Source organism: Amycolatopsis magusensis (genome assembly GCF_017875555.1).
In the GTDB taxonomy this organism is placed as follows: Bacteria; Actinomycetota; Actinomycetes; order Mycobacteriales; family Pseudonocardiaceae; genus Amycolatopsis; species Amycolatopsis magusensis.
In genome coordinates this window covers 4,157,557-4,179,368 of record NZ_JAGGMS010000001.1, presented here as the reverse complement: position 1 = coordinate 4,179,368, position 21,812 = coordinate 4,157,557, and the positions used below count along the sequence as shown (strand labels likewise).

The following is a 21,812-nucleotide window of genomic DNA, read 5'->3' as shown; positions in this document are numbered from 1 at the left end:
GGTGTCATGGACAACGCCAGGAAGCACCGCCGGTCGGCCCCGCAGACCGCCCGCCCGTTCATCACCGGGCTACGCGGCAGGGCCACCACCGCGCCGGATCAGAACCGCGACGTCGGCGCGCAGTTCGGCGAGTTGCTCCGTGAGATCGGTGAGGCGCCGTTCGATCACGGCCAGGCGCGCGGACACCGCGTCGTCCATGTCCTCCCGCGGTTCCCCGACAGCCGGCGGAATCCGGCCGTGCAGCACGGCAGTCAGGTGCTGCGGGTGCCAGCCGAGCGCGACGGACAGCGCTTCAAGCGTGCGCTCACTTCGCTTGCGCTCCACCGTGTTCCGCTGGATTTCGCGGACGATGGCCTGCGAGACCTGCGACCGTTCGGCCAACTCGCGCTGGCGCCATCCGAGCTCGTTCACGCGCTCGTTGATGGCCTTCGCGACCGCCGCCCAGTCTTCCGACACCCATTCCTCCGTGGTCCGCCTGTGCGCCGACATTAGCGCCTACGTCATTTCGCGCGGCGGAGATCAGGTTCGCGTCGCGCTTCCGGGCCATCATTTTGTCTTTGAACGCTGATTTCAGCCTGAATATTCGGCTGAAATAGTCGATTGGGAATTCTTCTATGGATACCTCCATGCCGAACGCCGGTCGCCCGGTGTTCTACACAGTTCGAGAAGCCGCCCGGCTTCTCCGCGTCGACGCCTCCACCCTCTACCGAGCGATCAGGGAAGACTCGTTCCCCGCGGTGAAGGTGCGGACCCGGTACGTCGTGCCCGCCGTCGCGCTGGACCGGCTCATCGCCGATGCCGCCGAGTCCGGCGGCCGAGTCGACCCGGCCCAGATGGCCGCCGAGCGGCGAACCGCCCGTGAGGTGGCCCGGGTGACCGGGGGTGCGCCGTGGTGAACCGGGACGACTGCGAAGCCATCGTTGACCGCCTCGACCGCTACGCCGCCGTTCCGGATGACGTGCTCGCCGAGTACGTGACCCGCGAGGGGCTCTGCTTCTGGGCCTTCAATCGCAAGGAGATGCCGGAGCTGACCGGCGAAAACACGCCGGACCGCGAGTTGGCCGCGCGGATGTGCGCCGGATGCCCGGTCACCGATGAGTGCCTGGAACTGGAACTCCGCACGTCCGGCCCGTTCACGGTCGGGGTGTGGGGCGCGCTGTCCGACACCGACCGCCGCGTGATCTACCGGACCTGGACCGTCCGCCGAGGCGGTGAGCAGCGATGACGATCAACCTGACGCCGGAACAGGTACTCGCCGGCTTCGGCGTGCTGCTCGTGGTGTTCCTGGTGTGGCGGCGCGGCGCGAAGAAGGCGCGCCGTGCTGCGGAGACCGCGCGGGCCGGTGCCCGTGCCATCTCCCTGGCCGGTCGCGTCCTATTCCTCGGCGCGGCGCTGGTCGGGGTGCAGTGGCTGGTCATCACCCATCCCGGCAACACGACGCTGCTGCTCGTAACGCTGGCCGTTCCGGACCTGATCGCGGCGCACGTCCTGACGCGGGCGCTGACGGTCGTGGCCGCAGACGGGACACCTCGCCGAGGTGGTCGACGATGACAGAGAGGACGGAAGGGGTGGCCGCCGCCGAGCGGCCACCCGCCCCTCCTACCCGCGCCGAGCGGCTCGCGCAGGACGCGGCCGCCGCTGCGGAGGTGCGAGCGCACCAGACCCATCCCGACGTGGTGGCGCTCCGGGTGGAACGGGTTCGTGCACAGGTCGACCGGCTGTGCTGGACCGGGATCGTGCTCGGACTGGCGTTCACGATGACCAACGTGCAGTGGTTCGCGGCGGCCGGTTCCACACCGTGGTCACTGCCGTGGCTCGCGGCCTGGTTCCTCGACCCGATGGTCTCGCTGGTGCTGTTGGCCATCCTGCGGGCCGAGCAGGTCACCGCGCGGTACCAGGTGCCCACCGGCCTGTGGACGCGAACCGCGAAGTGGTTCACGCTCGCGGCCACCTACGTGATGAACACGTGGGCATCGTGGGCGGACGGATCGCTGTCCGGCGTGGTGCTGCACTCGGTACCGCCGCTGATCGTGTTCGTGGCCGCCGAGGCCGTGACCGACCTCCGCGACAAGCTCACGGAAGCGGTCACCGTGGCGTTCACGGACGCTGCTCAGCGAGCCGTTCACGAACGCGCTCCGCGCCGGAAGGCGAAGGGGCGCAAGCTGTTCGCGGACTACCTCGCCGAGGCACGAGAGGCATGGACGCCCGGTCTGGTGATTACTCCGGCATGGGTTCGCCAGGCCACCGGGTGTTCCCGCGGCTTGTCCTCTCGGCTGGCCGCCGCGCTCTCCCGAGAGGAGGGCCAGTCATGAACACCGACATCGAGAAGGCCGGACCGGTCTTCGACGGCGAGTTGGTGGACGACACGTTGCCGCAGCCGCGACCGCGTTCACGGAAAGGACGGTTCAAAACGTGGTGGCTGCGCTCACCGCGCGTTCCGGCCGCGTTCAAGGACCCGGCTCAGGCACGGCAGGCGGCCAAGGACGCGGTCGTGGGACTGCTGCGGATGCCGTGGCGGTTCGCCGGAGCAGTCGTTCGCGGTGCCGTCGCCGGTGCCCGCCTGTGGCGCCGGTGGGTCACCGTGCGGGACTACCGCGAAGCCGCCGAAGGATCGGAGAAGCTCGCGGACAAGTTCACCGAGATCCGGGAACTGACGCTGTTCCGCTGGCGGGTGACGGGTGCCGTGGTCGTCGCAGTGGCCGTAGCCGGCGGTTTGGTCGCCCTCCTCTACGGGGCACGTCCACTGTGGATCGCCGGTGGGGCGCTGGCGATTGCACTGGCCGTGCTGGGACGCCGAAAGGACGGCAGTCCGGGGCGAAAGCCGACGTTGGCCGGACCACGCACGCTCACGTGGACGATGGACCCGCAAGTCCTGGTGGACGCCTTCCGTGACGCGAAGCTGATCGGCAAGGACGAGCTGTTGCGGCTCGTTCAGCGCCCGGCCCGGGTCGGCGACGGCTGGTCAGTCATCGTTGACCTGCCCGCAACGCGCAAGGCGGCCGACGTGGTGAAGAACCGGGAAGCGCTGGCGTCGGCCCTGGCAGTCGATGAGGTGCAACTCACCGTGGAACGCGTGCGCGGCAACGGCGGGCACGCGGGCCGGGTGTCGATGTGGGTCGCCGACGAGGACCCGTACGCGTCACCACCGCTGGCGACGCCGTTGCTGGACGTGCAGAAGTGGGACGCGTGGCGGCCGGTGCCGTTCGGCCGGGACGCTCGTGACCGTCGCATCTCGCTACCTCTGGTGTGGACGTCCTTATTGGTAGGCGCAATTCCCAGGCAGGGAAAGACTTTCGCGGCACGGTTGGCAGCCGCGGGCTTGATCCTGGACGCATGGGTTCGGCTGTACGTGGCCGACTTCAAGGCAGGCAAGGACTGGGATGCTGCCGCTCAAGTTGCCCACCGGTTCATGTCCGGCGACGACGCCGAACACGTCCTCGGCCTCAAGGACTGGCTCGTGGAACTGGTCGGCGAAGTCCAGAGCCGGTACCGGCGCATGCGCGACCTCGACGACGTGACGTGCCCGGAATCGAAGGTCACGCCGCAGATGTCCCGTGACGTCTCGCTCAACATGCCCATCACGGCGATCTTCATCGATGAGGTGCAGGTGCCGTTGGAGGACCGGACACCGGTTGAGGTGCAAGGGAAAACGCTGACCGCAGGCGAGTACATCGGCGAGCTGCTGACCTGGCTGGCGAAGAAGGGACCAGCCGCGGGGATCGTGCTCGTGCTGGCCACGCAACGGCCGGACTCCAGGACCATCCCGTCCGGACTGCGGGCCGTGCTGGGCTCGCGGTTCGCGCTGCGGGTGATGGACTGGCGAGACAGCAACATCGTGCTCGGCGAGCAGATGAACACCCGTGGCTACGACTCCAGCCGCTTGCTGCCGTCGCACAAGGGCGTGGGCATCTTGCGGCCGGACGGCGACACCGACGCGGGCGCGGACGTACTCGCGATGACCGTGCGCACCTACTACATGCCCAACGAGGACTGGCAGACCATCTGTCAGCGCGGCCGGATACTGCGGGAGGAGGCAGGAACGCTGACCGGGCACGCGGCCGGAGAGGACACGACGCCGGTTCTCGACTCGGCGGCCGTGTCGAAGGTCATCGGGAAAGGACAGCAGGCGCCCGCGCTGCCGGAGCCGCTCGCGTCCGTCGTGGACTACCTCGGGCCGGACATCGACCGGCGGGAGTTCGTCCCGTCGGCCGAGCTGGTCGAAGCGCTCGACGTCGATGCGACGAGCTTCGGCACGCAGATGGGAGACCTCGGTTGCCGGTCGGTCCGGGACCGGATCACCGAGGACGGTCGCGTCCGGCAGGTGCGCGGCTACCTAACCGCGGACCTGCGCCGCGTCCGTGACGAGGGCGTCTTGTGACCCCGTCACGTGCCCGTCACGCCGTCACATCCGGCGTGACGGGCACATTCGTGCGCTGACCTGCGCAAACCTTCCCTGTGACGGGCATCCCGTGTGACGGCCTCCCCGTCACAACGGGCGCTATCGGGCCAATCGAAGCAGTTCTCCGCGCAAGGCTGCGAGACGGCGTCGGCTGACCGGCACCAGCCCGCAATCCGTCTGAATCATCGTCCCGCCATCGGGCATCCGATGGAGTGCACCGACCGCGTCCACCGCCACCAGGTAGCTGCGATGCACCCGCGCGAACGCGGGCTCCCACGCACGGGCCAGCCGGGATATCGACACCCGGACCAGATGGACGCCAGTGGGCGTGTGCAGCCGCACGTAGTCCCCAACGGCCTCAGCGAACCGCACCTCGACGCGCTTCAAGAACCAGGTGTGGTCCTCCGCCTCAACCGGGACCGTCTCCGCAGGCTCGCGACTGCGCCGAACCTTCGCCGACAGCCGGGCTGCCTTGCCGATCACCGCCTCAAGAGCGGCAACGTGGGCGTCGAGCTGCCCGACCCCGGTTTGGGTGAGTCGCATCTCCAGTCGGCACCCCTCGCCCCTCGTCTCCAGGTACTCCGTCCACCTCAGCGTCTTCACGTGGCTGACGATGGACGCCACCGGTTCGTCCAGCGCTCCGGCCACCTCAGCAAGGCTTCGCCATCTGGCATCGGTCAGGCAGCAGAGCACGTACAGCCGGAGCGGGACCTCAAGCAGCGGGTCGCACTCCGGCTTGGTGGCGTCAGGCACCACCGACCTCCGGCCGGTCACGCGGAACACGACCCAAGCAGGATTCGCAGGGCATGCCCGCGGGCCGGTCAAGCTGCTCAAGCTGGCCGGGGCCGAACTCGTCACCGCACAGGGCCACCAGCCGCGCTGTCTCCTCGTCGGGAACCGGGAACAGGTGGCAGACGCGCCGCGTCTCGCCGACCGTGCCACGAAGCGGACGGGCCAGGAACAGGCGGGCCGTCACCGGCCGCCCCGCCAGTGATGACGTCCGGCAGGGACGGATGCCGAGCCCGTCCCTGCCGGACGTCCAGACCGGCCGCCCCGGTCGGGGGAAGCCGCGCCTTCGCTCCGACGCGGCATGGGGACGGCCGGGGCCTCCGCGCGACCGAACAGCCGACGCCAGAGACCAGGCTTGCGGTGACGTCGCGGCGGCATCCGACGCGCGACTGTCCGCAGGCCGTCGCGGGCTTCGAGGTAGAGCAGACAGCGGGTGCACGGTTCACCCGGTGACCAGAGCATCGGCGCCACGTCCACCACGTGCCCGCACACCGACTCGTACCGGCCGAGCTGCTCGCTCCGCCCAGCGGCGAACTGCTCATCGGTCACCGCGTGGTCGTAGCCGTCGACCACGCACCTGTGCCAACTGACGTACAGCCCGCCGGCATAGCCGGGTCGCTGCCGTTCGTGCCCCACTTCCTACCTCTTCCCTGAGAGCGCTGACCAGCACCGATACGGCGTTGGGTCGATATCAGCCTGTCAGGTACGCTCATTTCAGCGAAGGCCACAAGGGGGCCATTAGCGGGCCATTCGAAGACCACGGGAGGACGAGGTGACCAGCCAAGGCGCTCCGCGGCGACGCGAGCCGCGCACGTTGCTTGAGCAGCTAATCTGGGAGCGGAACCAGACGCTCGCCGAGTTCGTCGAGTGGGCCGAGGAGTTCGCCAGGCGCCACAACGAGCCCGGCACCCTCAGCGAACGCCACCTCAAGCGACTCATCGCAGGGCACAAGTCAGATGGCACGCGAACTGGTCGCCCCCGCGCCGCCACTAGCCGTCTGCTGGAAAAAATCTTCGGCTACTCAGCCGATCGCCTACTCAACTTTCCTGCGGTGGCGCTCAGCGATTCGCAACACGAGCTACGACAGCGCCTCGCTTCATCTCGGCGCGTCAGCTCAAGCACCGTGACTCTTCTCCACGAGCAACTTGATGCCACCCGAATACTTGACCGTCAACTAGGCGCCATAGCCACACACGAAGACGTACTACAGAAACTGAATCAAGTTCGCCAATTGATGCAGTATAGCCTCTCGCCAAATATACGTCGTCAATTAGCAGCGTTACTATCCGAGATCGGCACGCTCGCAGGCTGGCAGGCATTAGACTTGGGGTCTCCAATGAATTCGTGGAAGTATTATGAACTGGCACGGCTCGCAGCATGGGAAACTGACGATGCAGCCTTTCAAGCACACGCTGAAGCAGAGCAGGCATTCGTTCTGTTAGACGCGAACGAGATCAAGGAGGCGATCTCCATCTTGGAAGCCGCCTTGACCAAAGCAAGGGGTTCTGATCCGACGTTGCAGGCATGGCTCACGGCAGCGCATGGCGAAGCACTAGCTTGCAGTGAAGACATTACGGCTAGTTTGCGCTCATATGACACTGCCGCAACTCAACTCCGAGAACCGACTAGGACAACACCATTTGTTCTACTAGACTCTGTTCACCTTGAGCGCTGGCGAGGACACGCACTCGCTACAGTCAAACATAAGGACGCCGTCGACACACTTCGGTCAAGCCTGAAGAAACTTGACAACACCTTCTCCCGCGCCGAGACATCACTGAGAATAAGCTTGGCCGACTCCTTGATAGCCGACGGAGATCGCAGCGAGGCCCACGTTCAACTTGACACAGCAAGCAAGATGGCCGCGAACATCGGATCGATCCGACTAAAGCGACGTATTCAGAACATCCGGATCGCGACTGAGCTGGCTTAACCCAGGTCAGCCAAATCAGCCACGAATCTCCCGGAGCGCCCGCTCAACCTGCTCTACAGGGTCAAGATTTCCAAAGTCGAACCATTCACCATGAAGACGATACTTATCGAATCTTCTATGCAAGATGCCTTCGAGCTTACGATCCCACAGCCTGCCACAGCAACTCTAGCTTGGTGGGATTACTACTTTGCAAGCTCCTGAGTCGGCCTTGAACTGTCGCCGAGTAACCAATCTTGACGGGCCGCGAGCCGACTGGACGGATGACATATATCTTCCCCCCGTTCTTGCCGACACTCGGCAATGAACCAGAAAGGACATCGCAACGTTTATCAGCTTCTGCAAACTGGCGCGGACTTAATTCATAAACCTCAACAAGTCGTCTTACTTCACCATCATCACAAACTTCTTGCCGCTCACCGATAGCTCCGACTTCAAGCAGTTCTCGATGAACGTTCCAAACCTGCGAAATGTCATCAAGTTGCAAGGCGGCAACGAATTCATGCGGAAACTGCAAGGTGGCATCCACGGGTGGAACTTTGCTTCGACAGCCAAGGGAGACCTTGTAGAGACAGTAGAGCATCACCGAACGAGGGGAAACTCCAGACAAAATTAACCATTGCGGAACCTGGAGCGGCAACAGCTCATCAGATCGACCGACAACATCCGAACTCATCGAATTATTCTCAATCTTTCAACAAAGTGCGGTTAGCAGCCTAGGACTTGAGTGCCCCGGTGATGGCACCCATGGCATCCTTCAGCCTTTCACGATACCAGTAGACATTTGAGGCTTCCGACTTTTCCGACAAGACGTCCAGGGAAGCCCCTGCCTCCAAAAGCATGCAAACTCTCACCGCAGCATACACCGACTTCGTAAGGAAGTGCAGATCACCGCTACCAAAAGGACTCGGCTCCTGCCCCAAATGAGTCAGATTATTCCGCACCCCCGAAACCAAATTAGACCAACGACGTTTATTGCCAATCAACGGCTCAATTGCCCCTGAAGCACGATCAGCGAGATCCTTCAGTCGCTTCCTCAAAGGCCAGTCGTTAGCGTACCCGATTCGGTTAACCAACCACTCCCTATGTTCATCAGGAGTGATTTTGATATATTCTTCGATCAACTTCGAAAACTCAGGCGGATCCATGTAGGTTCCGCCGTAAACCGACCTATGGAAAGATTCTGCCGCACCTGCAATGTTGAGAAACCTGTTTTCAACGTACATCTGCCGCGCTCGCCCGGCACTCATAAGGGAGTCAAGGGCTCGCTCGAATCGCTTCGACCTCTCCAACCATCGAGCAACCGCGGAAACCCCACCAAGCTCCTCCAAACTCACCAGGTTCTTTTGCGACAATCTGCGTCGCCACGCTTTATTCCCCTCATACTTCAGCGGAGTAGCCAAGAACTCAACTCGCTGCTCGTGACGACTCACATCGCCATTCAACATCGTAACTCTGATATCAGGATGCTGAAGAACGAGGCGATCGGTCTCGACGTGCATATCCATGCATAGAGTTACCAAACTCTGCAAACGACCGACATCATTTCTTATTTCATCGAAACGTCGGTCGTCATCGTACTCAATCACAAAAACTGGCCACCGCCTCAGAGTTATCCCTTGAGACTCGTCCCCTTCCGCCTTCCAGGATAACCCGATCGACAGACTGCCACCCGAGAAGCCACACGTTTCCACTTCCTGTTCAGTGAGCCTTTTCCAACCTAATGTGGGTTGGTGAGGGTGTGTCGCTGAGCTGAACGTGGCGAAGCTCCTGGTAGGTGCGTGTATCGACCAAGAAACATGCGCTACCAGGAGCTTCGTGGTGTTGTCTTACCCGTCGACGATCGCGTTGTCCAGTCAGACACTGGCTGAGTTGACCCAGATCATCCGCACCCACCGCCGCGCGATCGGGTCACGCTGGCGACGGCTGCCCCCGCAACGCCAGGCCCTGCTCGTGCTGGCCCACCTGCGCAACGGTGACACCTACCAGCGCCTCGCCGCCGGATTCGGGATCGGTGTCGCCACCGTGTGCCGCTACGTGCACGAAACCACCGACCTGCTCGCCCACCGTGCCCCGAGCTTGACCGCGGCGTTGTGGCGGCTGGCCTGGACCTTCCACAACTACGCCATCCTCGATGGCACCGTCATCCGCACCGACCGCATCGCCGCGAACAAGCCCTATTACTCCGGCAAACACCGCCACCACGGCATCAACATCCAAGCCCTCACCGACCCCCACGGCACCCTGCTCTGGATCTCCGAGGGACTACCCGGCGCCACCAACGACACCGCAGCCGCCCGCCACCACCACATCTGCGAGCAGGCCGCACAAGCCGGCCTGCGGTTACTCGCCGACGGCGGCTACGACCAGATCGCGCCCGGGGTGATCACCCCGTACAAGAACCGCCGCAACCGCCACCAGCCCACACGCGAACTCGGCCCCGCCTACAAAGCCGCCAACACCGCCCTCGCCCGACTACGCAGCCGAGGCGAACGCGGCTTCGCCATCCTCAAAAACTGGCGGATCCTCACCCGCGCCCGCTGCAGCACCCACCGCGTCACCACCCTGGCCAAAGCCATCCTCACCCTCGAACATGACCACAACTAACCAAGATGGAAAAGGCTCAGTGAAACTGAGACGATAGTCTTCAAGAAGAGTATCACCGGCCATCAACTTCGAGTCTTGCTTGATTCCGGACATGCCCACCCAGTCGCCAATCTGACTCAGCTCAACGCGCGCTTTCCGGAAATTAATTTCCCCGTCAAGGTGAGCACCGCGAAACATCTGATTAGCATGGAAACGCGACTCGGTCACGCCGGAACTAATATTTGCACCCCTTGAAAAGCAATGGTCTAGAGTAACATCATCTGTGCCGACCTTACCGTGGATTCTCAAGTCCGGTTGGCTATGCATCACCGGAATCCTGTCAAACTTCCCAACCAGTGTCAGGTTGATGCCACTTCCGGCCGGGTCATATTGGATACGCCCTGAGAGAGATTCGTCATCATGGCCAGCAAGCCAGAATATTCCCAACTTATCGAACGATTCCACGCACCCTCCACTCGACTCGCAGTAGGCAATGCCGCAGAGTAAATGATGATGCGTAGCCCGCTCTTGACACTACGTGGGGGTCAGTTCGCTCGGTCAGGTCGCCGGGCCGCGCCGAGCCAGGGGCGCTGGGTGCAAGATTGGGTGCGAACTTCCTTCGCCGATTGCCTTCGACGCCGCTCTCGCACCCACAGCAGCTTCCATCGCCCCTGGTCAGTCGCTATACCCATCTTCCGAGCCGACTCAAAATCCGTCCAGTGTGCGTTCGAGTCGCACCGGGGGCACGTACTGCATCTACACTTCCTCGCTGGTCAGCGCGCTGACCAGGCGTGTTGTGCGCAGATGTCATGTTCTCGGTGATCCTTTCCGCCGTGTCGGCGATCTGGAGTAGGTCATCGGCTGGTAGCCGCATCTCGATGGCGACCGTGTCTCCCCCGCCTTGGAGCCGGAGGCTCAGGCTGGTGGCTTCGAAGAGGTCGAGGAGCAGCGTGTGGGGTGCAGACGGCCAGGTTGAGTGCCAGATAGGGCAAGGCGTCGAGCAGGGCTTGCTCGTCGGGCTTCGGCGGGGCAGCTCCGTCGCCGGCTTCCGCGTCGAGCGTGGCCAGTTCGGCCAGTGCGGTCTTCTTGTCCGTCTCCAGGTCGTTGTAGCTGCCGCGCAGCGCCTGGGTGAAAGGGTCACTCGGGTCGCCCTGACGAGCCTGGCCGAGCAGGGACCGCTGCTGCCGGTCGACCTCGGCCACGGCTCGCTCCAGCCGAACGCGCTTCGCCTCGCGTTCGCGATGCGCCGTGTCGTCGGCCCCGGCCAGGTCCGCGGCGAGGACCGCGCGCCGCTGCTCTCCGAAGACGCGGTCGGTGAAGAACCGGGCGATTGCGTCGAGGAGAGCGTCTTCGCGGAGGTAGACGGTCTTCGGGTGGCCTTCGTACTTGTCGGGCCTGCCGCGGTTGTTGTTCCGCGGCCAGCACTTGTAGTAGACGAACCGGTGGGCGGCGTCGCCGAACATGCGGCGGCCGCAGCTGCAGAACACCATGCCGCGGAGCACGTTGGTCCGCCGGGCCGCGGGGTGGGTGCTCTGGGCGTTGCCCTCGCGGGAGCCGCGCTTGGCCGCGCGGCGCGCGTTCAGCTCGTCGTACATCGGCTTGGCGATCAGCGGCTCGTGCACCGGTTCGTTGGACCAGACCCACTTGATCGGGTCGTTGATCTTGCTGCCCTGGCGCGAGCGCCGTGCCCGGCGATTGTAGACCTGGTAGCCGGTGTACTTCGGGTTCCGCAAAATCTCGTAGACGCTGGTCTTGCCCCACGCTCCGCGCGCCCGCGCCTTGTTCGGCGGCTCAGGCGGCGGGTACTTGTCCGGGTCCGCGTTGAGCCGCTCAGCGATGGTGTCGTAGCCCAGGCCGTCGTGGTAGCGCCACATCGCGATCTGGGTGACGGTCTCGCCACGGACCCCGTCTGGCTCGAGGCGGGACTTGGTCATGCCCTTGGCCGCCTTGGCCGGGCTGGGGTGCCGGAAGTCTTGGCACGGTAGCCATAGCATGGCTTGTCGATGTTCCAGCCCTCCCGTACGTGCGTGCAGAGCCCGCCCCAGGACTGCTCGAGCGTGTTGAGCACCTCGTACTCGGCCACACCCTGGTTGATCCGGCGCTGCAGCACCCGCTGAGCCCGACTACCGGTGATAGCGATCGGCTCGTTCGCCGCGAACAGCGGAACGTCGACTTGCTCCAGCCCGCTCGATCGAAATGCCTTCAAAGGACCTCCGGGCGATCCGGGAAACGCTCTCACAGATCACCACATCAAATCGACGGTTCGGACTCGCCGCTTCGGTCAGCAGATCCGAGATACCGCCATCGCGTGCGATCGGGATATCATATTTCTCAAAGTTCTCCTTCTTGCCACGAGACCCCGATTCCATTCGCCCAGATTCGATGTCGAAGAAATGCACGACGATGACCCACGATTCTGGGAGCGCGATCTTGCAATTGGAGAGCTGGCGAATCAGGGACCCTGGGGGACCACGATGTGCTGCCAGAACTGATCAGCAGGCCCACGACCTTGGCGTCCGGTCGCAGGGGCGCAGTCGTCCGCGGCACAGCTCCGCGACAAACTCGAAATAGCTTTCTCCGAGCTGGGCGCGGTCTTCGACTGCCCAGCACACGCCGGGTCGCGATGTCCCCCTTGCGCACGTCCCAACCCCTCGACCAGCAAGAAACTTCTCTTGGCCGATGAAGTGGCGCTCCCCCACGTAAAGCCCACAAGTAATCGGCGCCGCGCGGACCAGAATAGCCCGGCCGGTCGCCACCCCGGCAACAACTGTGCGCCTTCTCGTGCTTGAGTTGGCCCAACGGTGGCCGATCGGCCACTCAGCCGCACCCAATGCGCGCCCCTACGCCGTTTCGTTGCAGAAAGCTCTGCGGCGCCCGGTGAACACCCAACCTTCCACTTCACGGATGACTTTATTCCATTGCGCGGATTTCATCGTCCGTTCACTGAGCTGTTTGAGTGAAAGCGCCTATTTCCCCTGTGGCGCCTCGGAAATCCATGGTCGACTCGCATCGCGCCGACCGGAGGGCCGGCCGTCATCAATCGAGGGGAACCGTGATGAGAAACAGAATCCGGGCGATGGTTGTCGCGAGTGCGGTGGGGGCAGCGGCGCTGGCACTCGCGTCACCGGTGATCGCCGAAGAAGAAGCACCGGGCGAAAGCACCGGTATCCGTACCGTCGTCCAAATCGCCCAGCCGGCCAGCGCCGCCGAAGTCGCCGCGCTCGACCTCTCGATCCAGGCCGACAGCCACGGCTGCAGCGGCAACGAGGCGTCGAACAACAGCTACGTCCACGTCTGCTTCGTGCGCGATGGCGACAAGATCTTCGTGAAGGACGACGAAGGAAACAGCCGTTCAGCCGTGGGACAGCTCGAATTCTACGACGCCGGCACCTGGTACTGGGGCTACTGCCTCAACCCGAACACCGCCGCCAGCGGCATCTGGGTGTACTGCGGCTTCGGCGAGGCCGACGAGAACACCACCGCCTACTACCGCGGCTTCGACGCCAAGGATGGCACCGCCGACGCCCACTTCACCGATTGGCACTCCGAGTCGACCAGCTGACGCGAATCCACCGCGGCCGGCCCCGACCCAGGGCCGGCCGTCGTCCCTGCGAGTTCGACGTCGGCCGGCACCTCGCGGCACGGCGTCACGTGAATACCCGGAAGACATCGGGCGGGGAGCACCCGCGCCTGTTCGACGACTCCGTCGAGGAAATCCTGGACACCGCTTCGGTGCACGACTACAAGATATCCGTCGCGGCTCGCCAGATGCTCGGCGAGGACACCCCGTCCGGCAGGCGTCGGCTGGAGACCCGACGAGCTAGGACTGAGGCGGGCGAGTGGCCGCGAACGCCTGTCCAGCCAGTGTTGAGCCAACTCGATGACCATCGGCAGTTCCGGACGCTGATAGCGCGCACGCCAACCGGCGAAGCGGTCGTGGGTGGCGGCCGCGGCCAGCTCTCTCGCCCTCGTCGGCAGGAGGCTTGTCCTGCCGCGACTCGAGGCGTTCGGCGATCCTGTCGAGGAATTGCTGGCCGACGGCGGTCAGCGCCGCGTCGGAACGCAGCACTTGCAGGGTTCGCCAGCCCTACCTGCACCAGTACACGAACTCGAACCCACACGTCATGAGCCAACACCGGCGATGAAGAGCCCACGCCAAAAGCAATTACCCCGAAAAGACGTATACCCCTTGCAGGCACTGCTGACCGCCATGGGTCGTCCCGCCATGGCACATAGATCCGCTTCCGGGAATCCGGCTCATGCAATAATCGGCGGTGTCCACGAGTAGCGCGTGGATCACCTACCGCACAGAGTATTCGGCCTTCGCGTGGGGGCGGCCACACCGTCGGCTCTCGGTGTGAAGGCCGCCGGCGGGTGCCGGCGGCCTTTCACGAGCGGGTGGGGTCAGCGGCGTCGAGGTTGTCCCAGGGCGAGTGGAGGGGTGTTCCCCGCGGTCGCGCCTTCGGCGAACTGAGGGGTCACGGCGAAGACGAATTCGTACACCCGGTCGTCGGCGGGGCCGTCGAGTACGTAGGACTCACCGATCCGGATTCCATGGCGCATCAACAGTTCCTGGTGCACGGGGAAGGCCGATCCGTCGTTGTTGACCGGGTTGCCGAGGACTTCGAGCGCCCAGGTGTCGCTGCCGATCACGGCGGGCCGGGACCGGGCCAGCCAGCGAGCTTCCCGCAAATAAATCCCGGGCATCCCGTTCGGTGCCTCCCAGCGGAGGATGTCACCCGGTTCGCGGCGGGCGAGGAGCTGGTTCCAACCCGTGCGGAACAGCACAACATCGCCCGGCGCGATCCGGTCGATCCCGCCGAAGTCCATCGCTTCCTTGATGTCCTCGACGGTGATCCGGTAGTTCTCCCGCAGCAGCGGCTTGCCGTTGCTGGCGGGTTCGGCGAGGTCCTCGGCCCGGCCCGCGGCCAGCTTCACCCCGAGCACGTCCAGCAGCACGCCCCGGGTGACGACCGGGCCCATGTGTTCGTTGCCCAGTTTGGTGGCGCCGTGACCGGCGGCGAAGTCGGGACCTCGGAAACCGTTGTAGTAGTACTCGGCCGCGCCGACGTGGCAGAGGTTGTCGAGCTGGGAGGCGATCTGGTAGGTCGTGGCCAGCGGTACCGGGTGTTTCGGCGACACCTCCGCCGCGAAGCGCTCCTCGTGGTAGCTGAGTTTGTTGGCGCCGAGCGGTTCGGTGGTCATCAGCACGCCACCCGCCTCCAGGAACCCCGGCGGGGGCTGGTACCCGGCGATGGTGAGCCGCTGTTCGTAGGTCCGGCGAGGATCGGTTTTGAACGCGGGGAAGCCGTTCCACATCAGCTCTCCCAGGTTGTACGTCCGCACCGGCCGGCCCGGTTTGAGCACACTCAACGCCGACGCGGTCTTGCCGGGGGTCACCTCGTTGAAACTGCCTCGTTGATCTCCCGCGCCATACCGGCTCGGCGCCCAGTCGGCCAGGTTCGCGGGATCGGCGTAGTCGAACGGCGTGTCATCGAAATCGCCGGGCGAGTCAGGCTTGCCCTGCCGGGCGAGGCGAGCTTCGGCACTCGCCGGCTGCGCCCCTGCGGACAGGGCGGCCGCGGCGACTCCCGCGGCACCAGCCATCCGGAGGGTGTCCCGCCGGTTGACGCGGTATTTGGCGAGGTAGTTGCGCAACAGATCAGGATTCATCCATGGCTCCTTTGCCGTCCTGGATCAAGAGGCGTTGCCGGGCATTGACGATCCACGTTCCCCGTGGCTCCACCAAGACCGGGCGCGGCAGATCACCCACTTGCGAAAGCCGCGGCGACAGCCGGTGACGCCACTTGACCCGCTGCTACCGCCGACGGCGGGAGCAGCGGCCGCCTCCGCCGGTCATCAACAGTTTGTTGAATTTACTCCGTTCGGCAGACAAGCGAGCCCGCTTCGTGATTATTTGTCCGCGCACGTGTTCCAAGAGAGAAACTGGGGGCTACACAAGTGAAGAAGAGCAAGATCGCGGCAGCCGCCGTGATGGGCGCGCTGGCGTCGACCATCGCGCTCGCGCAACCGGCCAGCGCGGGCGGCGACCCGAGGTACTACCTCGAGTCCAGCTGGACGGAAGAGGGCGACTGCCAGATCAACGGCTACCTCGGGCAGCAGGATCGCCGGTGGTCGGCCTACTACTGCTCCGCGTCGCACTGGTCGTGGGACCTCTACATCAAGCCGTAGCCCGCGATGGCGTGAAATCCTGACGGAGCACCCGCCGGCACGACGCGATCGCTGCCGGCGGGTCTCGTCGAATCCCGCGGAACACCGCAAGCGCGAGGTCGGGACCGTGCGGGAGCACCCCGAATCGGGGCGCTGGTTCGACTGGGCGGAGCTGATTCCGTTCCCGGTCACCACGACGCAGGCACCAGGTGATCAGCTCACGGACGCGGTCGCCCGGGAGCCGGCTCCAGCGGAAGCGGAACGTTCGGCGGCCAGCGTCCGGTATCGGCCCGGTGTGGTGCCGAATTCGCGTTCGAAGGCGTGCGACAGCGCGTAGGGGCTTCCGTAGCCGACCCGGGTGGCGATGGTGGCCAGGGTGCCGGCGGTGTCGCGGAGTTGACCGGCGGCGAGGATCAGGCGCCACCAGGTGAGGTACGCCGTCGGCGGGCGGCCGACGTGGGCGGTGAACCGGCGCGCCAGGGTGGCCCGGGAGACGCCTGCCTCGGCGGCCAGCCGGTCGTTCGTCCAGGGCGCGGCCGGGGCGGAGTGCATCGCCCGCAGGGCTGCGGCCGTCACCGGATCGCCGAGTGCGCCGGGCCAGGAGCCGTGGGTGGCTTCGCCCATCCACGACCGGATCAGGTAGACGAGCAGCAGGTCGAGCAGGCTCGGCAGGGCGACGCAGGAGCCGGGTTTCCGCCGGTCGAGTTCGCCGGCCAGCAGGTCGATCGCGGCCCGCAGTTCCGGGTTCCGGTCGACCCGGTGCGGGCGGTGGACGACCTCCGGCAGTTCGGTCAGCAAGGGGTGCATGCGGCTGCAGTCGAGCCGGTACCGCCGCACAGCACCTCGGTCCCCTCACGCTCGGATCCCGACTCCGCCAGCCGGCGTTCGAAGGGCACCGCCTTGCGGCGGGCGGTCTCCACGTCGGTCGGGCGCGCGGCGACCACGTGTCCCGCGCCATGCGGCAGCAGCACCGCGGCACCCGCGTCGAGGGAGATCGACTCGCCGCCGTCGGTCAGCAGCCAGCAGTTGCCCTTCAGGACGACGTAGAAACCCGCGCCCTGGAACGCATCGACCCGGGTGCACCAGTCCCCGTCCACCCAGACCCGGTGCATTGAGAAGATCGGCCGGCCTTCTTAGCTTGGAAGAGTGAAAGACAGCAGCGTGCAGCGTTCGACCTTGGGCGATGTCGAGCTCATCCGCCTCATCGAGTGGCACGAGCCGTTCCTCCCCGCCGCGGACTTCCTGCCCGACGTCCCGCCCGAGGTGTGGGAGCGCAACGCCTGGCTGGCGCCGGACCACTGGGACCCGGCCACGGGCCGGACGGTGATCGCGCTGCAGACGTGGGTGCTGCACAGCGCCGGGGTAAGGCGGGAGGACGTCGACCTCGTCGTCAACACGCACCTCCACGTCGATCACGTCGGCTGGAACACCTTCGGCGCCGTAGGTATGTGGGAACCGACCTTCCCCAACGCCGAATACCTCATCCCAGCCGCCGACGACGCCCACTACGGCCCGGACAACGTGAGCGGCGCGGGTTTGCAGGCCGTCGACCGGCTAATCTACGAAGACAGCGTCGCGCCCATCCACCGGGCGGGCCAAGCCGTGCTGTGGGACGGTTTCCACCGCATCGACGAACACCTGGTGCTGGAGTCCGCGCCCGGCCACACCCGTTACCTTTTTCATAGTTCCTGATCAAGGAGCTGTGGTCGCCAGGTTCGGCATGACTGATGCCCCCAGTCGAGTCCATGATCCGGGGGGTGGTGTCACCGGGCCTGGCGGCATCGAGGGACCGCTGATAGGGACACGGCCACCCCGCCGGGTAGGTCTCGTCGTAACGTGGGTGCCGGCCATCGATGCCTGACCGGCGACCACCCGCGACGGACGAAAGACGCGTGCATGAGCAGCAGTTTCGGCGTGTTCCTCGGTCTTGACGTCGGCAAAGAATCCCACCACGCGGTGGGCCTGGACCCGGCCGGGAAGAGGCTGCACGACGGCCCCTTGCCCAACAGCGAACCCAAACTGCGAGCGCTGTTCGACAAACTCGCCAGCCACGGGCCGCTGCTGGTGGTCGTCGATCAGCCCGCGACGATCGGCGCGCTGCCGGTCGCTGTCGCGCGAGCCCACGGGCACCAGGTCGCCTATCTGCCCGGACTGGCGATGCGCCGGATCGCCGACCTCTATCCCGGGCGGGCGAAGACCGACGCCCGCGACGCGTTCATCATCGCCGACGCGGCCCGCTCGCTGCCACACACGCTGCGCCCGGTCGACGTCGGTGACGACACCCTGGCCGAGCTGGAGGTCCTGGTCGGCTTCGACGACGACCTGGCCGGTGAGGCCACCCGCCTCGGCAACCGCATCCGCGGGCTGCTCACCGGCGTCCATCCCGCCCTCGAACGCGCGATCGGCCCGAAGATCAGTCATCCGGCGGTCCTGGAAATCCTGTCCCGCTGCGGCGGCCCCACCGGAATCCGCAAGGCCGGGCGCCGCAAACTCACCGCGATAGCGAAGGCCCACGCCCCGCGCATGGGCGACAAACTGGTCGAGGCGATCATGACCGCGCTCGGCGAGCAGACTGTCACCGTCCCCGGAACCACCGCCGCGGACACCGTGCTGCCCAGACTCGCCGACAGCCTGAAAACCGTGCTCCAGCAACGCACACAGCTCGCCACCGAGGTCGAGGAGATACTCGATGCGCACCCTCTTGCCGGGGTCCTGACCTCCATGCCGGGCATCGGGGTCAGGACCGCCGCCCGCATCCTGCTCGAGATCGGCGACGCCTCCAACTTCGCCAGCTCCGCACACCTGGCCGCCTACGCCGGCATCGCCCCGGTCACCCGCGCCTCGGGCACCAGCATCAAAGGCGAACACCCCGCCCGCACCGGCAACCGCAAACTCAAACGCGCGTTCTTCCTCGCCGCCTTCGCCGCACTGCACGATCCGGCCAGCCGCACCTACTACGACCGCAAAAGAGCCGAAGGCAAGAAACACAACGCCGCCCTCATCTGCCTCGCCCGACGCCGCTGCGACGTCCTCTACGCCATGCTCCGCACCGGCACCCACTACCGACACCCCGAACCAGCCCACACCGCGGCAGCCGCTTGACAAACCCATAGGGACACCCCCCCGGTTCGTCCGTGCTGCGACTCGCGTCCGGAAGCGATCGGGCCGTCTTCGTGGGTGACCTCCTGCACAGCCCGGTGCAGATCCTCGAACCGTGCTGCAACAGCAGTTCCTGCGCCGCGCCTGGCCAAGCGGCGGCCACCCGGCGCCGGATCCTCGAGCGGGCCGCCGACGAAGGCGAGTTGCTCGTACCCGCCCACTTCGGCGGCGCGGGCGCGCTCGAAGTCACCCGAGCGGGCAGCGGATTCACCCTCGGACGCTGGGCCCGGTGACCACGCCATGGCGGAACGAACGGTCAGGAGGGACCGTGTCGCCGGGCCAGGTCGACCATCTTCCCGGCGCCTTCCGTCCACGCTGGGCCGTGGCCGACGAGGACCGTGGTGGCCCCGGTGTCGGCGATGACACCCAGCGATTCCAGGGCGCGTTCCTCGTCCGCGGTGGCGGCGCCCGAAACGATCTGCGGGCCCGTGGTGCCGCGATACGGGTTCAGGGTGACCATCGCGTCTCCGGCGATGACGGCGTCCCGGTCGGGGAAGTGCAGTGCGCAGTGCCCCAGCGTGTGCCCGGGGGTGAACAGCACGCGCGGCGAGCCGGGCACCGGCAGCACCTCGTCCCGGATGCGTTCGACGCGGCGCACCGGCGCCGGCCACCACGCCCGGCGCGCCACCAGCCCGGCCACGATGGGCATCGCCCGCACCTGCGTCAGCAGGTACTTGGTCAGCGGCCGGGCCCGGCCGTACTGGCGCGGGTGCCGGGTCAGCGGTACGTCGTTGTCGTGGATGTACACCGGTGCCCCGAGTTCGGTGCGCACCCGCTCGGCGATGCCCAGGTGGTCGAAGTGGCCGTGGGTCAGCACGAGCGCGGCGATGTCCTGCGGCCGCCTGCCCAGTTCCCGCAACGCCGCCACCAGCACCCGCCACGAGGTGGGCAGCCCGGCGTCGACCAGGAGCAGCCCGCCTTCCTCTTCAACGAGGTAGAAGTTGACGTGGGACTCGGTCACGCAGTGGATGCCGGGGGCGACGTTCCGGGTGAGCATGACGCCTCTTTCAGGGAAACCGATCAGCGACGGCGGCGGAGTACCGCCCTGACGACGGACAAGACGGCGCCGCCCGCGAGCAACCAGGGGCCCGCGACGATGACCGGGTCGAGGGCGTGGTGCCGCACATCGGCGCGTTTCCTGCCGAACCGTGACGAAAGGCCGTGCCGCGAGAATTCGCTCAGCACACCGGTTTCCGTGACGGGGTTGTCCGGGCGCGTGGTCGCGAACGACCGCAGGTGGCTTTCCCAGGCGTCCACCCGGTCCGCGCCCAGCAGGATGAGCCAGTGCGCGGCACGCCCTTCACTGAACCGGCGGTAGGCGAACCTGCGCAACAGCCCGGAAACGCCTTTCGGCGGGCAGGACGTGCCGAAGACGGGCGTGAGGAACTTGTGCTCGATCGACCGTTCCCTCGGCCACTTCTCCGGTTGCCGTTCCGGGAATTCCCAGTGGGCGCCGCTGCGGTCTTCCTGCCACTGCAGTTTCGGCACCGACGGCCGGTCCTCCGGGTCCAGATCGGCGCCCCAGCCCGGGATCCGGGCACGCAACTGTTCACTCGATTCGGCGATCGCCGGCCGCTCCGAGGTGTAGGCCATGGTCGTTTTCCCCTTTCTCAGGCGGCGTTCGGCACGATGAGCGGTTTGATGCAGCCGTCCAGTTTCGCGGAGAAGATGTGATAGCCCTCGGCGATGTGCTCGAGCGGGATGCGGTGGGTGATGATGTCGCTGGGTTTGAGGTAGCCGTTGCGGATGTGCTCGAACAGGCGTGGCCACTGCCGCTTGACCGGGCACTGGTTCATCCGCAGCGTGAGGCCCTTGTTCATCGCGTCGCCGAACTTGACCGCGCTGAACATCGGCCCGTAGGCACCCATCACCGAGATGGTGCCGCCCTTGCGCACCGAGTCGATCGCCCAGTTGAGCGCCACCGGTGAGCCGCCCTGCAGCTTCAGCTTGGCCGAGGTCACGTGCTGGGTGAGGTTGCCGTCCGCTTCGGCGCCCACCGCGTCGATGGCGACGTCGGCGCCGAGGTGCTCGGTCAGCTTCTTCATGTGCACGACGATGTCGTCGTATTCGGTGAAGTTGCAGGTCTCCGCGTGGGCGAAGGTCCGGGCCTTCTCCAGGCGGTATTCCAGGTGGTCGACGACGATGACCCGGCCCGCGCCCATCAACCAGGCCGACTTCGCCGCGAACAGGCCCACCGGCCCGGCGCCGAAGACCACCACCACGTCCCCTTCGACGATGTCGCCGAGCTGCGCGCCGAAGTAGCCGGTGGCCAGCGCGTCGGTGAGCATCACGGCGTCCTCTTCGTCCATCCACTCGGGGATCACCGTCGGCCCCACGTCGGCGAACGGCACCCGGACGAATTCGGCCTGGCCACCGTCGTACCCACCGCAGGTGTGGGAGTAGCCGTAGATGCCGCCGACCGCGGTGGCGTTGGGGTTGACGTTGTGGCAGTTGGAGTACAGGCCACGGGCGCAGAACCAGCACGTACCGCAGAAGATGTTGAACGGCACCATGACGCGGTCGCCGCGCTTGAGGTTGCGGACCCCGGACCCGACCTCCTCGACCACGCCGACGAATTCGTGCCCGAAGGTCATGCCGACCCGCGTGTCGGGCATCATCCCGTGGTAGAGGTGCAGGTCGGAACCGCAGATCGCCGCCAGGCCGACCCGGACGATCGCATCACCCGGGTGCTCGATCGGCGGAATGTCCTTCTCCTCGACACGGACCTTGTACGGCCCGCGATAGACCATCGCACGCATCGAACACACTCCTCCGCAC

24 protein-coding genes and 3 pseudogenes are annotated in these 21,812 nt (G+C 65.9%); 12 read left to right on the top strand and 15 right to left on the bottom strand.

Annotation, left to right across the window (positions count from 1 at the left end; genetic code table 11):
* Positions 1–69 precede the first annotated feature (69 nt).
* Positions 70–456, bottom strand: a complete 387-nt coding sequence (locus JOM49_RS18775; protein WP_153033855.1) for a helix-turn-helix domain-containing protein — start codon at positions 454–456, stop codon at positions 70–72.
* A 170-nt stretch (positions 457–626) separates the two neighbouring features.
* Between JOM49_RS18775 and JOM49_RS18770 the strand changes: the two genes are divergently transcribed.
* From JOM49_RS18770 to JOM49_RS18750, 5 genes are read left to right on the top strand one after another with little or no spacing between them, the layout of a single operon-like run.
* The gene (locus JOM49_RS18770) at positions 627–896 is read left to right on the top strand and encodes a helix-turn-helix domain-containing protein (protein ID WP_245369371.1); all 270 of its coding nucleotides are present in this window, start codon (positions 627–629) and stop codon (positions 894–896) included.
* Entirely contained in the window at positions 890–1,225 is a 336-nt protein-coding gene (locus JOM49_RS18765; RefSeq protein WP_372444033.1) for a WhiB family transcriptional regulator, read from the top strand. Before JOM49_RS18770 ends, JOM49_RS18765 begins: the two co-directional genes overlap by 7 nt.
* Entirely contained in the window at positions 1,222–1,551 is a 330-nt protein-coding gene (locus JOM49_RS18760) for a hypothetical protein (RefSeq protein ID WP_209665588.1), read from the top strand. Before JOM49_RS18765 ends, JOM49_RS18760 begins: the two co-directional genes overlap by 4 nt.
* Positions 1,548–2,312 (top strand): hypothetical protein, encoded by a 765-nt coding sequence (locus tag JOM49_RS18755; RefSeq protein WP_209665587.1) that lies wholly within the window; start codon positions 1,548–1,550, stop codon positions 2,310–2,312. The genes JOM49_RS18760 and JOM49_RS18755 overlap by 4 nt, the downstream gene beginning before the upstream one ends.
* Positions 2,309–4,378 (top strand): FtsK/SpoIIIE domain-containing protein, encoded by a 2,070-nt coding sequence (locus tag JOM49_RS18750; protein ID WP_209665586.1) that lies wholly within the window; start codon positions 2,309–2,311, stop codon positions 4,376–4,378. Before JOM49_RS18755 ends, JOM49_RS18750 begins: the two co-directional genes overlap by 4 nt.
* A gap of 120 nt (positions 4,379–4,498) precedes the next feature.
* Here JOM49_RS18750 and JOM49_RS18745 read toward each other — a convergent pair whose 3' ends face one another.
* Both JOM49_RS18745 and JOM49_RS18740 read right to left on the bottom strand, forming a co-directional pair.
* The gene (locus JOM49_RS18745; RefSeq protein WP_209665585.1) at positions 4,499–5,152 is read right to left on the bottom strand and encodes a LytTR family DNA-binding domain-containing protein; all 654 of its coding nucleotides are present in this window, start codon (positions 5,150–5,152) and stop codon (positions 4,499–4,501) included.
* Complete coding sequence (locus JOM49_RS18740; protein WP_209665584.1) at positions 5,145–5,375, bottom strand: hypothetical protein; 231 nt, start codon at positions 5,373–5,375, stop codon at positions 5,145–5,147. Before JOM49_RS18740 ends, JOM49_RS18745 begins: the two co-directional genes overlap by 8 nt.
* 585 nt (positions 5,376–5,960) lie before the next feature.
* Between JOM49_RS18740 and JOM49_RS18735 the strand changes: the two genes are divergently transcribed.
* Positions 5,961–7,121 (top strand): NsdA family TPR-like regulatory protein, encoded by a 1,161-nt coding sequence (locus JOM49_RS18735; RefSeq protein ID WP_308158785.1) that lies wholly within the window; start codon positions 5,961–5,963, stop codon positions 7,119–7,121.
* Between the two features lie 15 nt (positions 7,122–7,136).
* Here JOM49_RS18735 and JOM49_RS44350 read toward each other — a convergent pair whose 3' ends face one another.
* From JOM49_RS44350 to JOM49_RS18720, 3 genes are read right to left on the bottom strand one after another with little or no spacing between them, the layout of a single operon-like run.
* Positions 7,137–7,244 carry a hypothetical protein gene (locus JOM49_RS44350; RefSeq protein WP_209665583.1) on the bottom strand — a complete coding sequence of 36 codons (108 nt, stop codon included), beginning with the start codon at positions 7,242–7,244 and terminating at the stop codon, positions 7,137–7,139.
* Between the two features lie 13 nt (positions 7,245–7,257).
* Positions 7,258–7,794, bottom strand: a complete 537-nt coding sequence (locus JOM49_RS18725) for a GIY-YIG nuclease family protein (protein ID WP_209665582.1) — start codon at positions 7,792–7,794, stop codon at positions 7,258–7,260.
* A 40-nt stretch (positions 7,795–7,834) separates the two neighbouring features.
* Positions 7,835–8,707, bottom strand: coding sequence for a HEPN domain-containing protein (locus tag JOM49_RS18720; RefSeq protein WP_209665581.1), 873 nt, complete (start codon positions 8,705–8,707; stop codon positions 7,835–7,837).
* A 232-nt stretch (positions 8,708–8,939) separates the two neighbouring features.
* Here JOM49_RS18720 and JOM49_RS18715 point away from each other — a divergent pair, with 232 nt between their 5' ends.
* The gene (locus JOM49_RS18715; RefSeq protein ID WP_209671313.1) at positions 8,940–9,725 is read left to right on the top strand and encodes a transposase family protein; all 786 of its coding nucleotides are present in this window, start codon (positions 8,940–8,942) and stop codon (positions 9,723–9,725) included.
* Positions 9,726–9,791: 66 nt separating this feature from the next.
* Here JOM49_RS18715 and JOM49_RS44345 read toward each other — a convergent pair.
* The 3 genes and pseudogenes from JOM49_RS44345 to JOM49_RS43040 form a co-directional block, all read right to left on the bottom strand.
* Positions 9,792–10,169 (bottom strand): annotated as a pseudogene (locus JOM49_RS44345) (ApeA N-terminal domain 1-containing protein); the annotation flags it as partial.
* A 389-nt stretch (positions 10,170–10,558) separates the two neighbouring features.
* Positions 10,559–11,698: a recombinase family protein gene (locus tag JOM49_RS18710; protein ID WP_245369370.1), complete on the bottom strand. Its 1,140-nt coding sequence runs from the start codon at positions 11,696–11,698 to the stop codon at positions 10,559–10,561.
* Positions 11,699–11,827: 129 nt separating this feature from the next.
* A complete protein-coding gene (locus JOM49_RS43040; protein ID WP_245369369.1) occupies positions 11,828–12,103 on the bottom strand; it encodes a hypothetical protein in 276 nt (91 codons plus the stop codon).
* Positions 12,104–12,780: 677 nt separating this feature from the next.
* Between JOM49_RS43040 and JOM49_RS18705 the strand changes: the two genes are divergently transcribed.
* Positions 12,781–13,266, top strand: a complete 486-nt coding sequence (locus JOM49_RS18705; RefSeq protein ID WP_209665580.1) for a hypothetical protein — start codon at positions 12,781–12,783, stop codon at positions 13,264–13,266.
* An 842-nt stretch (positions 13,267–14,108) separates the two neighbouring features.
* Here the strand turns inward: JOM49_RS18705 and JOM49_RS18700 are convergent.
* A complete protein-coding gene (locus JOM49_RS18700) occupies positions 14,109–15,377 on the bottom strand; it encodes a cyclase family protein (protein ID WP_209665579.1) in 1,269 nt (422 codons plus the stop codon).
* Positions 15,378–15,665: 288 nt separating this feature from the next.
* Between JOM49_RS18700 and JOM49_RS18695 the strand changes: the two genes are divergently transcribed.
* A complete protein-coding gene (locus JOM49_RS18695) occupies positions 15,666–15,896 on the top strand; it encodes a hypothetical protein (RefSeq protein ID WP_209665578.1) in 231 nt (76 codons plus the stop codon).
* Between the two features lie 192 nt (positions 15,897–16,088).
* Here JOM49_RS18695 and JOM49_RS43035 read toward each other — a convergent pair whose 3' ends face one another.
* Positions 16,089–16,427 (bottom strand): helix-turn-helix transcriptional regulator, encoded by a 339-nt coding sequence (locus tag JOM49_RS43035; protein WP_245370553.1) that lies wholly within the window; start codon positions 16,425–16,427, stop codon positions 16,089–16,091.
* 129 nt (positions 16,428–16,556) lie between these two features.
* Positions 16,557–16,987, bottom strand: a pseudogene (locus tag JOM49_RS18685) (cupin domain-containing protein); the annotation flags it as partial.
* Between the two features lie 34 nt (positions 16,988–17,021).
* Here JOM49_RS18685 and JOM49_RS18680 point away from each other — a divergent pair.
* The 3 genes and pseudogenes from JOM49_RS18680 to JOM49_RS18670 all read left to right on the top strand — a co-directional run.
* Positions 17,022–17,567, top strand: coding sequence for an MBL fold metallo-hydrolase (locus JOM49_RS18680; RefSeq protein ID WP_209665575.1), 546 nt, complete (start codon positions 17,022–17,024; stop codon positions 17,565–17,567).
* A gap of 204 nt (positions 17,568–17,771) precedes the next feature.
* The gene (locus tag JOM49_RS18675) at positions 17,772–18,977 is read left to right on the top strand and encodes an IS110 family RNA-guided transposase (protein ID WP_209663709.1); all 1,206 of its coding nucleotides are present in this window, start codon (positions 17,772–17,774) and stop codon (positions 18,975–18,977) included.
* 23 nt (positions 18,978–19,000) lie between these two features.
* Positions 19,001–19,267: pseudogene (locus JOM49_RS18670) on the top strand (MBL fold metallo-hydrolase); the annotation flags it as partial.
* A gap of 23 nt (positions 19,268–19,290) precedes the next feature.
* Here JOM49_RS18670 and JOM49_RS18665 read toward each other — a convergent pair.
* From JOM49_RS18665 to JOM49_RS18655, 3 genes are read right to left on the bottom strand one after another with little or no spacing between them, the layout of a single operon-like run.
* Positions 19,291–20,031: an MBL fold metallo-hydrolase gene (locus JOM49_RS18665; protein WP_209665573.1), complete on the bottom strand. Its 741-nt coding sequence runs from the start codon at positions 20,029–20,031 to the stop codon at positions 19,291–19,293.
* 23 nt (positions 20,032–20,054) lie between these two features.
* Positions 20,055–20,627, bottom strand: coding sequence for a hypothetical protein (locus JOM49_RS18660; RefSeq protein ID WP_209665572.1), 573 nt, complete (start codon positions 20,625–20,627; stop codon positions 20,055–20,057).
* Positions 20,628–20,644: 17 nt separating this feature from the next.
* Positions 20,645–21,793, bottom strand: a complete 1,149-nt coding sequence (locus tag JOM49_RS18655) for a zinc-dependent alcohol dehydrogenase (protein WP_209665571.1) — start codon at positions 21,791–21,793, stop codon at positions 20,645–20,647.
* Positions 21,794–21,812: the final 19 nt, after the last annotated feature.

Excerpts from the sequence above, each read along its gene's own strand:
- JOM49_RS18770 (WP_245369371.1), top strand. The coding sequence starts at position 627 with ATGCCGAACGCCGGTCGCCCGGTGTTCTACACAGTTCGAGAAGCCGCC.
- JOM49_RS18760 (WP_209665588.1), top strand. The coding sequence starts at position 1,222 with ATGACGATCAACCTGACGCCGGAACAGGTACTCGCCGGCTTCGGCGTG.
- JOM49_RS18755 (WP_209665587.1), top strand. The coding sequence starts at position 1,548 with ATGACAGAGAGGACGGAAGGGGTGGCCGCCGCCGAGCGGCCACCCGCC.
- JOM49_RS18750 (WP_209665586.1), top strand. The coding sequence starts at position 2,309 with ATGAACACCGACATCGAGAAGGCCGGACCGGTCTTCGACGGCGAGTTG.
- JOM49_RS18725 (WP_209665582.1), bottom strand. The coding sequence starts at position 7,794 with ATGAGTTCGGATGTTGTCGGTCGATCTGATGAGCTGTTGCCGCTCCAG.
- JOM49_RS18710 (WP_245369370.1), bottom strand. The coding sequence starts at position 11,698 with ATGCTATGGCTACCGTGCCAAGACTTCCGGCACCCCAGCCCGGCCAAG.
- JOM49_RS18705 (WP_209665580.1), top strand. The coding sequence starts at position 12,781 with ATGGTTGTCGCGAGTGCGGTGGGGGCAGCGGCGCTGGCACTCGCGTCA.
- JOM49_RS18700 (WP_209665579.1), bottom strand. The coding sequence starts at position 15,377 with ATGAATCCTGATCTGTTGCGCAACTACCTCGCCAAATACCGCGTCAAC.
- JOM49_RS43035 (WP_245370553.1), bottom strand. The coding sequence starts at position 16,427 with ATGCACTCCGCCCCGGCCGCGCCCTGGACGAACGACCGGCTGGCCGCC.
- JOM49_RS18675 (WP_209663709.1), top strand. The coding sequence starts at position 17,772 with ATGAGCAGCAGTTTCGGCGTGTTCCTCGGTCTTGACGTCGGCAAAGAA.
- JOM49_RS18665 (WP_209665573.1), bottom strand. The coding sequence starts at position 20,031 with ATGCTCACCCGGAACGTCGCCCCCGGCATCCACTGCGTGACCGAGTCC.
- JOM49_RS18660 (WP_209665572.1), bottom strand. The coding sequence starts at position 20,627 with ATGGCCTACACCTCGGAGCGGCCGGCGATCGCCGAATCGAGTGAACAG.
- JOM49_RS18655 (WP_209665571.1), bottom strand. The coding sequence starts at position 21,793 with ATGCGTGCGATGGTCTATCGCGGGCCGTACAAGGTCCGTGTCGAGGAG.